At 59.7% G+C, this 12038-nt stretch carries 11 protein-coding genes; 3 read left to right on the top strand and 8 right to left on the bottom strand.

Translation table 11 applies throughout. The annotated features are described in order from the left end of the window. Positions 1 to 197 precede the first annotated feature (197 nt). The 3 genes from HWU94_RS02175 to clpB form a co-directional block, all read right to left on the bottom strand. On the bottom strand, positions 198 to 650 hold the full coding sequence (locus HWU94_RS02175) for a DUF4956 domain-containing protein (protein ID WP_185174120.1): 453 nt from the start codon (positions 648 to 650) through the stop codon (positions 198 to 200). Positions 651 to 810: 160 nt separating this feature from the next. Next, positions 811 to 1743 carry a Sir2 family NAD-dependent protein deacetylase gene (locus tag HWU94_RS02170; RefSeq protein WP_221625865.1) on the bottom strand — a complete coding sequence of 311 codons (933 nt, stop codon included), beginning with the start codon at positions 1741 to 1743 and terminating at the stop codon, positions 811 to 813. Positions 1744 to 1908: 165 nt separating this feature from the next. Beyond that, the gene (clpB, locus tag HWU94_RS02165) at positions 1909 to 4497 is read right to left on the bottom strand and encodes an ATP-dependent chaperone ClpB (protein WP_185174119.1); all 2589 of its coding nucleotides are present in this window, start codon (positions 4495 to 4497) and stop codon (positions 1909 to 1911) included. 240 nt (positions 4498 to 4737) lie between these two features. On the opposite strand from clpB, the gene HWU94_RS02160 reads away from it, so the two are divergent. After that, positions 4738 to 5454 (top strand): glutamine amidotransferase, encoded by a 717-nt coding sequence (locus HWU94_RS02160; protein WP_185174118.1) that lies wholly within the window; start codon positions 4738 to 4740, stop codon positions 5452 to 5454. A 23-nt stretch (positions 5455 to 5477) separates the two neighbouring features. Here HWU94_RS02160 and HWU94_RS02155 read toward each other — a convergent pair whose 3' ends face one another. Then, positions 5478 to 6071 carry a hypothetical protein gene (locus HWU94_RS02155; RefSeq protein WP_185174117.1) on the bottom strand — a complete coding sequence of 198 codons (594 nt, stop codon included), beginning with the start codon at positions 6069 to 6071 and terminating at the stop codon, positions 5478 to 5480. Positions 6072 to 6122: 51 nt separating this feature from the next. Between HWU94_RS02155 and HWU94_RS02150 the strand changes: the two genes are divergently transcribed. Further along, positions 6123 to 6392 carry an HAD family phosphatase gene (locus HWU94_RS02150; RefSeq protein ID WP_185174116.1) on the top strand — a complete coding sequence of 90 codons (270 nt, stop codon included), beginning with the start codon at positions 6123 to 6125 and terminating at the stop codon, positions 6390 to 6392. Positions 6393 to 6477: 85 nt separating this feature from the next. On the opposite strand, the gene HWU94_RS02145 is transcribed toward HWU94_RS02150, so the two are convergent. Then, the gene (locus tag HWU94_RS02145) at positions 6478 to 6981 is read right to left on the bottom strand and encodes a Dps family protein (protein WP_185174115.1); all 504 of its coding nucleotides are present in this window, start codon (positions 6979 to 6981) and stop codon (positions 6478 to 6480) included. A 568-nt stretch (positions 6982 to 7549) separates the two neighbouring features. On the opposite strand from HWU94_RS02145, the gene HWU94_RS02140 reads away from it, so the two are divergent. Beyond that, on the top strand, positions 7550 to 8668 hold the full coding sequence (locus HWU94_RS02140) for a VIT1/CCC1 transporter family protein (protein ID WP_185174114.1): 1119 nt from the start codon (positions 7550 to 7552) through the stop codon (positions 8666 to 8668). A 590-nt stretch (positions 8669 to 9258) separates the two neighbouring features. Here HWU94_RS02140 and HWU94_RS02135 read toward each other — a convergent pair. The 3 genes from HWU94_RS02135 to sucC all read right to left on the bottom strand — a co-directional run bounded on the left by HWU94_RS02135 (position 9259) and on the right by sucC (position 11872). Beyond that, entirely contained in the window at positions 9259 to 9486 is a 228-nt protein-coding gene (locus tag HWU94_RS02135) for a hypothetical protein (RefSeq protein WP_185174113.1), read from the bottom strand. A 268-nt stretch (positions 9487 to 9754) separates the two neighbouring features. Beyond that, a complete protein-coding gene (sucD, locus tag HWU94_RS02130) occupies positions 9755 to 10672 on the bottom strand; it encodes a succinate--CoA ligase subunit alpha (protein ID WP_185174112.1) in 918 nt (305 codons plus the stop codon). Positions 10673 to 10705: 33 nt separating this feature from the next. Beyond that, positions 10706 to 11872, bottom strand: coding sequence for an ADP-forming succinate--CoA ligase subunit beta (sucC, locus tag HWU94_RS02125; RefSeq protein ID WP_185174111.1), 1167 nt, complete (start codon positions 11870 to 11872; stop codon positions 10706 to 10708). Between the last annotated feature and the right edge of the window lie 166 nt (positions 11873 to 12038).

The raw sequence follows: 12038 nt of genomic DNA, 5'->3' as shown, positions 1-12038 counted from the left end.
GTCGTGCTCTGTTCGGGCTGTTGTTAACAGCCTGATGGGCGAAGCTATGTTTAAGCTGTGGTGAACTTAGCTTGAACTTATGCATGCCAAACTTTTTTATTTCCCCTTGTCAAAAGATAAAAATGAGGACGCCCACCCCGGTTTCCTTACCCCTGGCAAGTAAAGCGGGTGCGGGCGTCCTACTCGCTCACTGACCCCTAGCGCACGCTGGTGAGGGAGCCGGTGGCGGGCAGAGTCTTCTTGGAATCCCCCACGGTATAGCGGATGTTGGCGATGGTCTTGTCGTTGATGAGGTCAACCACGAACATGATGGCCAGCAGCAGGGCTGAGAGGCCGAGAGCCAGGCCGATGGGCTCGAGGCCGATACCCATGAGCAGGCCTAGTGCGAGGGCCGCGAAGTAGTAGGCAACCTCGCGCTGGTCGAGCTCGGTGGAGCGCAGGCGGATGATGGACAGTACGCCGAAGAGGCCCATACCCATGCCCGCGCTGGTGGCGTCGGCGTTAGCCAGGGCGACGGTGACGGCGAAGACGCCCACGTTGATGATGTAGGAGACCACGAGGTCGCGGCGGCGGTGGCGAGTGACGTACATGCCGCACAGAATCAGGATGGCGACGAGGTCGAGGGCAGCTGCTGTGATGATGGTGTTCACGGGGTTCTCCGAGGGGTGTATCTGGTCTTGTTTTGCTTGATAACCAGTGTTCTCTCAGAGTCTGTGTTTAGCCTGTGTTGTACTTAGCCTTCACTTATGAGCACCTACAGACAGCCCTTTTAGTGCCTTTGACCTGGTGAAACTCACAGAAGAAAAAGTTTTAGATGCCTTCAGGCGGGGCTGTAACGGCGTAAAGGGCGTCGGTGACGTCGGCGCGCCAAAGGTAGGTGGCGCGTGCGTCCGCCCGTCCCGGGCCCTGGTTGATGACGGCGATGGGCTTGCCCGCGCGAGCGAAGTCGAGGGCGATTTTGTAGGAGCTCATCACGGCCAGGGAGGAGCCGAGCACCAGCAGGGAACGGGCCCGCTCCCCCAGTTCTTTGACGGCCTGCTTGCGGGCAGGTGGAACGGGTTCGCCGAAGTAGACCACTGCGGGTTTGAGCTTGGTTGAGCCGCAGGCCAAGCAGCCGACCATCTGAAAATCCTGGATGAAGCGGGCGTCGATGTCGGCGTCCCCGTCGGGGTTGACCTGCAGGGTGGTGCTGGCGAGGCGTTCGAGGTAGCCGGGGTTGGCGGCTTCGATGCGGGCGTCCAGGGAGGTGCGCCCCTCATCCGCCCCGCAGTCTAGGCATTCGATGCGGGAAAGATCCCCGTGCAGGGTAACGACTGTGCGGGACCCCGCTGCGGTGTGCAGGCCGTCCACGTTTTGGGTAATCAGCCCGGCAAGGCGCCCCTGGGATTCGAGGTCTGCGAGCAGGTAGTGGGCGGTATTGGGGCGGGCACGATTCATTTGCCGCCAGCCCACGAAGGAGCGGGCCCAGTAGCGCTGCCGGGCCACCTCATCGAAACGGAATTCCTGGTAGGTCATGGGGCGGTGGTTGCGCAGGGACCCGGCGGGGCCGCGGTAGTCAGGAATCCCTGAGCCTGTAGAGATTCCTGCCCCGGTGAGCACCAGAACCTGCCCGTCACGCAGGAGTTGCCGGATGCCGTCCGCCGCGACCTGCGGGTCGGTGGGCTGGGCTGTTTCGGCTACCACCCGGTCGATGGAGCGTAGGGCGGCCGCGTGGGTGGCGGCGATATCGGCGTGCGCGGTGATGGACGCGGACGCCCCGGCAAAGCGGGTATCGAGCGTGTTGGGTTCGGGGCGGAGCTGGGTCTGGTTCACTCTTCCAGTTTAAAAGACAAAGACCCTATCGCTTCTCTCTTGACCCCGAGATAATCCGTAGGGTCAAGAGAGAAGCAATAGGGTCATTCCCGGCTTTTACTCGGCGGTGACGACCAGCCCGTCCACGGCGACGTCAGGGTTGACGTCCACGCGCACGGTGTCGCCGTCCTTGATAGCACCGGCCAGGATTCCCTTGGCCAGGCGGTCGCCGATTTCGCGCTGCACGAGGCGGCGGAGCGGACGCGCGCCGTAGGCCGGGTCATAGCCGGCAAGTCCCAGCCACTCGGTGGCGGCGTCGGTGACGTCCAGGGTTAGGCGGCGGTCTTCCAGTCGGCGGGCCATCGAGGCGATTTGCAGACCCACGATGGAGGCCAGGTCATCGGCTGAGAGGGGCTCGAACATGATGACCTCATCCAGGCGGTTGAGGAATTCCGGCTTGAAGCTGGCGTTCACAGTGGTCATGACGGCGCTCTTGCGGGCTTCGTCGTCGAGGTTCTGGTCAATCAGGAACTGGGAGCCCAGGTTGGAGGTCAGGATCAGGATGACGTTGCGGAAGTCCACGGTGCGTCCTTGGCCGTCGGTCAGGCGGCCGTCGTCGAGTACCTGCAGCAGGATGTCGAAGACCTCGGGGTGGGCCTTTTCAACCTCGTCGAGGAGCACGACCGAGTAGGGGCGGCGGCGCACAGCTTCGGTGAGCTGGCCACCCTCTTCGTAGCCGACGTACCCGGGAGGGGCACCGACCAGGCGGGCGACGGCGTGCTTTTCGGCGTATTCGCTCATATCGATACGCACCAGGGCACGTTCATCGTCGAACTGGAACTCGGCCAGGGCCTTGGCGAGCTCGGTTTTACCGACACCGGTGGGGCCAAGGAAGAGGAAGGAGCCGATAGGACGGTCGGGGTCGGCGATGCCTGCGCGGGAGCGGCGGACGGCGTCAGCGACAGCGGTAACTGCCTGGCGCTGGCCGATGAGGCGCTTGCCCAGTTCGTCTTCCATGTGCAGGAGCTTTTCCGATTCGCCCTGGAGCATGCGCCCGGCGGGAATGCCGGTCCAGGATGAGATCACCTCGGCGATGTCGTCGGCGGTCACTTCTTCAGAGACCATGGACTCTTCGGACGCGGTGTTCTCAGCCTGCTGAGCTGCAGCCAGTTCGGCTTCGAGGGCGGGGATTTCGCCGTAGAGCACGCGGGAGGCTTCAGCTAGGTTGCCTTCGCGCTGGGCGACTTCTGCCTTGGAACGCAGCTCGTCGATCTGGGTTTTGAGGTCACCGACGCGGTTGAGACCGGCCTTTTCAGCTTCCCAACGGGCGTTGAGGGCGTCCAACTCTTCCTTCTTGTCGGCCATATCTGCCCGCAGGGCTTCAAGGCGCTCGACGGAAGCGGGGTCGGTCTCGTTGGCCAGGGCCAGTTCTTCCATGGTCAGGCGGTCAACGGCGCGGCGCAGGGCATCGATCTCTTCGGGGGCCGAGTCGATTTCCATGCGCAGGCGGGAGGCGGCCTCGTCGATCAGGTCAATGGCCTTGTCGGGCAGCTGACGCGAGGGGATGTAGCGGTTCGACAGGTTGGCTGCAGCCACCAGGGCGGAGTCTGCGATAGCAACCTTGTGGTGGGCCTCGTAGCGTTCCTTGAGGCCGCGCAGAATACCGATGGTGTCATCGACGCTGGGTTCACCCACATAGACCTGTTGGAAGCGGCGTTCGAGGGCGGCGTCCTTTTCGATGTTTTCGCGGTATTCGTCGAGGGTGGTTGCACCGATCAGGCGCAGCTCGCCGCGGGCTAGCATGGGCTTGAGCATATTGCCGGCATCCATCGACCCTTCGGAGGCACCTGCCCCAACGACGGTGTGGATTTCGTCGATGAAGGTGACGATTTGCCCCTCGGACTTCTTGATGTCTTCCAGCACGGCCTTGAGGCGCTCTTCGAACTCACCGCGGTACTTGGCACCGGCGACCATTGCACCCAGGTCGAGGGAAATCAGAGTCTTGCCGCGCAGGGATTCGGGCACGTCACCCGAGACCATACGCTGGGCCAGACCCTCAACGACGGCGGTTTTACCGACGCCGGGTTCGCCGATGAGCACGGGGTTGTTCTTGGTGCGGCGGGAGAGCACCTGGATGACGCGGCGGATTTCGCTGTCTCGCCCAATGACGGGGTCAAGTTTTCCTTCGCGGGCGACGGCGGTCAGGTCGGTGCCGTACTGTTCTAGGGCACCGAAGGTGCCTTCGGGGTCGGGGGTGGTCACGGTGCGGTCTCCTCTCACGGTTGGAATGGTGTCTTCAATGGTCTTTTCGGTGGCTCCGGCCTGCTGTAGGGCGCGGGCGGTAGCGTCGTCCCCCGCTGCGAGCGCCAGCAGCAGGATTTCGGTGGAGATGTAGGTATCCCCGAACTGGGATGCCTTGGCTTGGGCAGTTTGAATGGCGGTCAGGACGGCGCGGCTCGGCTGGGCCTGGGCGGCTGAGGCGCCCTGCACCTTAGGGAGTTTAGAAATCTCGGTGGAGGCTGCCAGCGAGATGGCATCAACGTCGAGCCCTGCGGTTTTAAGGACGGCCACTGCAACTCCCTCGCGCTGATCCATGAGGGCCTTGAGCAGGTGGGAGGTATCAAGGGTGGGGTTGCCCGCGGTTTGGGCGTTCATATTGGCTGCCGAGAGCACTTCTTGGCTCTTGGTCGTAAATTGTGCGTTCATTGTTCTCCTTTACCTTTTGCGTAGGTAGTTCGTTCATACTTGAGTGTACTCCACTCAGCTTTAACTTGAGTCTACTACACTCAACTATCTTGCGCTAGATACCCGAGAAAACATTTTTTCAGCCCCAAAACCGCACCCATGCAAGAGAGCGTCTCGTACGGCGGGCACAGACGTCCGCTCTCTTTCTCAACCTGCCGCCCCACCCTTACACTGGTAGCAGTCACTCACCCAAGGAGAACCATGCCCCGCACCGCCTATGCCGTCCGCCACGTTGCCTTTGAAGATCTGGGTATTTTTGAAGATTTATTGACCGAACGGGGTTTTACCGTCAAATACCGTGACGCAGGCATTGACGCCCTCAACACCCCAGAGGTGCGCGAGGCGGATTTGCTGGTTATTCTGGGCGCTCCCATCAGCGTGAATGAGACCCAGGACTACCCCTTCCTCTTTGAAGAAGTAGAACTCATCAAGGCGCGCATCGCCGAGCAGAAACCCGTCCTGGGCATCTGTCTGGGAGCCCAGCAAATTGCTCTAGCTGCAGGAGCCCAGGTTGACCCCACCGGTGCCATTGAGTTGGGCTACTCCCCGGCAGAACTTACCGAAGTCGGGAAAGAATCTGTTCTCGCGCCGCTAGGCAACACCCCCGTCCTCCACTGGCACGGCGACGCCTTTACCCTGCCCGAAGGTTCCCTCAGCCTAGCCCGCACCCAGATATGCGAGAACCAGGCCTTTACCCTAGAGGACGCCGCAGGGCGCCCCTACGCGCTAGCCCTCCAGTTCCATCTTGAAGTGAACCCCCGCCATATTGAGCAGTGGCTCATCGCCTACGCCGACTACATTAGGGCCTCAGAACAGGACGTCGCGGTAATCCGCCGCGAAGCCTCCCTCTACGCTGAAAAACTGACTGCGGCTGCCACCGAGGTACTCACCGGCTGGCTCACTAGAGTAGAACTGTAAGCCACCACTGCACGGTTACAGGACTAGTCGAGAAAGTCGTACATGGACTCTTCTCGCTCAAGTCGCTCGCGGGTAGCCTCATCTAGTCCGCGGGTGAGAGCTCGCGCCCGCCGGTAGTCGCTGATGGCCAGCAACAGGGTGGCAATAGCGAATGAGAAGGTTAGAATTCCGCTGGTATTACCAAAGGCAGCAGAAAGACCGATAACATCGGGGCCCAGCAGGGCTGCTGCTGCCGAAATATTCTGACCCTCTAGCCGGTCGGGAGCAACCATGCCGAAGAACCCGGCTAATACCCATGTGGAAGCGGCAACAAGGGCGGTGACAGGCGGCAGTCCCGCCCGCTTTCGGGCACCCTGCAGCCCCATCTCTTTATAGGAAAACAGGGCAGCCACCAGCAGAATAATGAGCAGGGCGGGGCCGAACGATATCGCGTAAATAGGAACAAGCTCTCCCCCAGCGCCGAAGAGGGCGCGCCCGGCGGTAATCCAGGCAGCCGACGCAAAAGCCATGGGTACCAGCAGATAGGCCAGTGCCTGACGCACAAGGCCCTGCTGCCGCTGCAGGTGGGAGTGAGTGGGTAGCTGACTCTGGGTGTGGTGGGGGCTCTCTTGGTTCACCCACCTATCCTAACCGGGAAGATCCCCCCGCAGGCGGGCAGGGTGGTATATATGAGCAGACTTGAAGCTATTTTCTTTGACCACGACGGAACCCTTGTAGACACCGAGCCCTACCTGCTCGCGGCTCAGAATTTAGGGGTAGACCCCGCCAACTGTGTTGCCGTAGAGGACTCTGCTTCTGGCACTCAGAGCGCCATGGCTGCAGGCATGAAAGTGGTCGTAGTGCCTGGCATGACCGAAGTTCCCGAGCACCTGGGCCACGCCCGCTACGCCCACACAGAACTCACCCTCGATAAGATTCGGGCACTGATCGAGGGCTAAGAGCTACATTGCCACACAGAAAAGGCGGGTCTATCGAGTGATAGATCCGCCTTTAGCGCGTGGTTCGAGTTTTAAGCTCTGCGGCTTACTTGAGGTTACCCTGACCGTCTTCGAGGTGGCCACGCAGGAACCACTGGAAGAGCTCCAGTTCAGCGGTCTGGCCGATCAGCAGATCCTCGGTGATGGGGTCGATGTCGCCCACCTTTGCAATAGCTGCACGATGGTCTTCAACTACAACGTTGTAGACCTCGTTCAGGGCACGGATGTGAGTCAGAGCGTCTGCACGGTCAACATCGTATTCAGCCCAGGTGCGCTTTTCGACCAGGTCGCCGGAGAGGCCATTGGGGGCTACACCCATGGTGGCCATGCGCTCTGCAATGGCATCAACGAAGCCACGTACCAGGTCGACCTGGGGGTCGAGCATTTCATGAACAGCGATGAAGTTGGGGCCAACGACATTCCAGTGGGCGTGCTTAAGCACCAGGTGCAGGTCGTTCAGGGCGTGCAGACGAAGCTGCAGAACGTCGGCTACATGGTGGCCCGATTCTTCGGTGAGACCGGGAACGGTGAATGATGCGTACTTGCTCATAGCAGGCTTTCCTTTCGTGAGTGTGCCGGGCTATGCGGGGGAGCCCGGCAGCTTGTCTATACCTAACCTTACGCATCTCATTGCAGCTTTTCAAGGCTTATTGTGAATAAATCATAATAAGTAAAACCTGACATGACTAGGAAATACACCTACATTTCAGCTTATGCAAACCTAACCTCAGCGGTATTGACCAGCGGAAACACCGCCACAAACGCTACACATCTGAATTAGCGAAAAAGAACCAGCGCTAATTAAAATCTTCAAAAAATTTTCCACCCTGCCCACTTCGCCCGCCCACAAGCGTCCGCGCAGAGCTACATATGACTTTGCACAGAAAGTACCTAAGTAGATAAAGTAGTAGGCGACGAAGGGGAGTAGTTCCCACCGGCGCCCAGCGCCAAAGCGGTTTATCGACACACTGGCTCGCCCACCCTCAGGTGCGGCACCCGGTAAACCACCGCTTCTCACAAGCGGCGAGCGAGACCTTCGGCTAAGAAAACTACAGTTTCTTTAGCCGAAGTGTATGCAATTTTCGCCCCGCTTCGGCTCCTGACCAAAGGTAAAGACCATGCCAGCAGCCGCTCCACACACCTCCTCTCCCCAGCCAAGCCGCGCCCAGATTCGCCGCTGGCGCCGCTATCTCGCCGAAGAAATCTCAGAAGCTCGCATCTACGCCGCCCTGGCCGACCGGGCTGAGGGAAAAGAAGCAGAAATCCTCAGAGAAGTCGCCCAGGCCGAGCTCCGCCACCAGGAGCACTGGCGCACCTTACTGGGCGAACACGCCGCGCCTGAGCCGCGCCCGTCCGCCTCCGCCCGCTTTCTAGAGCTTCTTGCCAAGAACTTTGGGTCAGTCTTTGTGCTCGCTCTAGCCCAGCGCGCTGAGGGCCGCTCCCCCTACGCGGAAGACCCCGACGCCACCGAAGCCATGGCCGCTGACGAGGCAATCCACGAAGAAATCATTCGAGCACTCTCCACCTCTGGCCGTGAAAAGCTCTCGGGCAACTTCCGCGCCGCCGTCTTTGGCGCCAACGACGGCCTCGTCTCCAATGCCGCTCTAATCATGGGCGTGGGCGCGACCGGCGTCAGCAGCTCCATGGTACTTCTCTCCGGTATCGCAGGCCTACTGGCAGGTGCCCTCTCCATGGCTGCCGGTGAATTCGTTTCGGTACGCTCCCAGCGCGAAATGCTCGATGCTTCCCGCCCCACCCAGGTCACCCTCGACGTGGCCCACCAGCTCGATATTAACCAGAATGAGCTAGAACTGATTTACAAGGCTCGCGGTATGAGCGAGGAGGCCGCCCGCCACCGCGCCATGGAACGCTTCGGCTACTTCACCTGCGACTGCGACTCCTCGCTCTCCTTCCGCGACGATGTTGAAGGGGAGGACGCCGAGGACGCCCACGGTGCACTCGGCAGCGACGTGGGAGCTGCTGCTTCGAGCTTCTGCTTCTTTGCATCTGGAGCTCTCATCCCGATTCTTCCCTATATTTTCGGCATGTCGGGCGGGGCAGCCATGCTGATTTCCATGCTGCTGGTGGGCTTTGCCCTGATGGTCACCGGCGGTGTGGTGGGCCTACTCTCAGGCGTTTCCCCCCTCAAACGCGGCCTGCGTCAGCTGGCAATCGGCTACGGCGCGGCTCTCGCCACCTACCTGTTGGGCCTGCTCTTCAATACGGCAGTGCTCTAGTAACAGCGGACCTTCTGCCTAGAAAAATCCACCAGGTGGTGGTAGGTCGTTAAACCCTGCGTGTCAGGTACATGCGATGCGCAGGGCTACTTCTCACACTCGCCCCAGCAGAAGGTTTAAAATGTCACTCAAACAAATGCCTCTTCCGCCCAACCGCAGAACCCTCGTCAAGGGCGCCGCGTGGGCTGCCCCCCCGCCGTCATTGCTAGCACCACAGTTCCTGTCTATGCGGCGTCACGGTGCATTACGACCACCCGCTTCAGTGGGCTGATGTTACCGTGACGCGCATTCAATATGAGTTTTGGACTTCTAATCGCATAGGGCAAGACAGCCCCGGCCCAGGCTTCTTTTGGATTGGCAATGGATCAACTCAGTACTCCCCCCTATGCCCAGCCTAACGGCACAACAAGCCCTATCCCCTGGACCGCAGATGTAACCAATCGCGATTCCGTGCTGAGTCGGACAACCACACGCGTCAGCGTTAGTGGTCACGGTAGGGATAGCCGCAGACCAGGTTCCCGCAATATTTGCGGTTGATAGATAGGTAGCGGTAGCGTTCAAAACTGTTAGGTTACCGGTGATAGGAGCCTTTATCGTAGGAACCCAGCCGGAACAGTATATTCCACATCGGTCACGAAAGTCGCGCCCTTGAGCAGAGTAGCTGTTGAACCTGAAATGTAATCAGATCCGGTAGCAACATTGTTGGTTGGAGCCGAGAACCAGAAGCCACTGTTTGAACCGTAAGCACCAGGCAGGCCACTTGCCGTGTTGTTGCTCCCCTGATAACCCACATAGCCACCGTTGTTCTGGGTGCTCACAAAGAGACCGTACTGAATCCCGTATCGCTGTGCGAACGAAGCGGCGTAAGCCGGAACAGCTGCAGTGGCCACAACAACAGGCGCGCTCCAAGCGGCCCCCTAGGCCAGGGTAGAAAACCCTTAAACATACCAACCAGCCAGCACATGCCTATTATTTCAAGTCGGATATATAGCTTGCATCATGAAATATTTTGCCTCCTATACACAAGGACGCCGGTGGTCACGCACTGCGCAACCACCGGCGTCCTACCGGCTAGGGGAAACTAGCTTACTTGTTAGCGAAAATTTCGCGCATGAGCTGGGCAGCCTCTGAGGGGGTCTTGCCCACCTTCACGCCAGAGGCTTCCAGGGCCTCCTTCTTAGCCTGGGCGGTACCAGATGAACCGGAGACAATAGCACCCGCATGGCCCATGGTCTTACCCTCGGGAGCGGTGAAACCTGCCACGTAGCCAACAACAGGCTTAGTGACGTTAGCCTTGATGAACTCAGCAGCGCGCTCCTCAGCGTCACCACCAATCTCACCAATCATGACGATAGCTTCGGTCTCGGGGTCAGCCTCGAATGCCTCGAGAGCATCGATATGGGTGGTGCCGATGATAGGGTCACCGCCGATGCCGATAGCGGTGGTGAAACCGATGTCGCGCAGCTCGAACATCATCTGGTAGGTCAGGGTACCCGACTTAGAGACCAGACCAATCTTGCCCTTACCGGTGATATTGGCGGGGGTAATACCGACCAGGGACTCACCGGGAGTAATGATGCCGGGGCAGTTGGGGCCGATGATGCGGGTAATCTGCTTGCCATCAGCATTAACCTTGCTCTTGGCGTAGGCCCAGAACTCAGCGGTGTCACCTACGGGCACGCCCTCAGTAATGACAACAACCAGGGGAACCTCAGCGTCGATAGCCTCGATGACGGCGTCCTTGGTGAAGGCCGGGGGAACGAAGACGATAGAGACGTCTGCGCCGGTCTCCTTGACGGCTTCAGCAACGGAGCCGTAGACGCTCAGCTCAACATCGTTACCGGCTGCGTCCTTGTGGGAAACGGTGGTACCAGCCTTGCGGGCGTTAACGCCGCCCACGATCTGGGTGCCTGCGGCGAGCATACGGGCGGTGTGCTTGGTACCTTCACCGCCGGTGATGCCCTGAACGATGACCTTGGAGTCCTTGTTCAAAAAGATAGACATTGTAAAAACCTTCTAGTAATAATCAGCGGTGATTTATGCGGTGTGGGCCAGCTCGGCTGCCTTGTCTGCGCCGGAGTCCATGGTCTCTGCCTGGTGAACCAGCGGGTGGTTAGCCTCAGAGAGAATGCGACGGCCCTCATCAACGTTGTTACCGTCCAGGCGGACGACCAGGGGCTTGGTTGCCTTATCACCCAGGATTTCCAGGGCCTTGATGATGCCGTTAGCTACAGCGTCGCAGGAGGTGATGCCACCGAAGACGTTGACGAAAACAGACTTCACCTGCTCATCGTTGAGAATAATGTCGAGGCCAGCTGCCATCACCTCAGCGGACGCACCGCCACCAATATCGAGGAAGTTAGCGGGCTTGACGTTGCCGTGGTTTTCACCGGCGTAGGCAACGACGTCGAGGGTAGACATAACCAGGCCTGCACCGTTACCGATGATGCCGACTTCACCGTCGAGCTTGACGTAGTTGAGGTCGTTTTCCTTGGCCTTAGCTTCGAGAGGGTTCTCGGCTGACTTATCAACCAGGGCCTCGTGCTCGGGCTGACGGAACTCAGCGTTATCGTCGAGGGAGACCTTGCCGTCCAGGGCCAGAATCTTGCCGTCGCCGGTCTTGACCAGCGGGTTGACCTCAACCAGGGTAGCGTCTTCCTTCTTGTAGACCTCGCCCAGCTTGACCAGCACGGCAGCGACGTCCTCGCGTACGTCCTCAGCGAAGCCAGCGGCCTCAACAATCTCGGCGGCCTTCTCAGCAATGATGCCGTCCATGGGGTTGACCTCAACCTTGGCCAGGGCCTCAGGGCGCTCGGCAGCCAGGGTCTCAATGTCCATGCCACCTTCAACGGAGCACATGGCCAGGTAGGAGCGGTTAGCGCGGTCAAGCAGCATGGAGAAGTAGTACTCTTCAGCGATGTCTGCGCCCTGGGCGATCATCACGCGGTGGACGGTGTGGCCCTTGATGTCCATGCCCAGAATCTGCTGGGCGTACTCGTAAGCCTCGTCAGCGGTCTTGGCGACCTTCACGCCACCGGCCTTACCGCGTCCGCCCACCTTAACCTGGGCCTTGACTACGGTGACGCCACCGATCTTCTCAGCTGCTGCCTTTGCTTCTTCAGGGGTGGTAGCTACGATGCCCTGGAGCACGGGGACGCCGTGCTTCTCAAAGAGATCGCGTGCCTGGTATTCAAACAGGTCCACAGGGATTCCTTCTTCGTCGAAGTCATGCCAGAAAGCGGTGCTCCCGGCGTTTACATGTACGAAGTTCGGTGCCCGCCCCATTGCGAGAGCTGGAGCACACAAAGCTTCTCCACAAAGAAACTTTAGCGTACTTGCCTATAGGGGTGCGAACTTATTTCCCTTTGAA

The organism is Rothia nasimurium (genome assembly GCF_014217215.1).
In the GTDB taxonomy this organism is placed as follows: domain Bacteria; phylum Actinomycetota; class Actinomycetes; order Actinomycetales; family Micrococcaceae; genus Rothia; species Rothia avistercoris.
The sequence above is the reverse complement of the archived record's forward strand: the minus strand, read 5'-3'. Positions and strand labels throughout refer to the sequence as shown.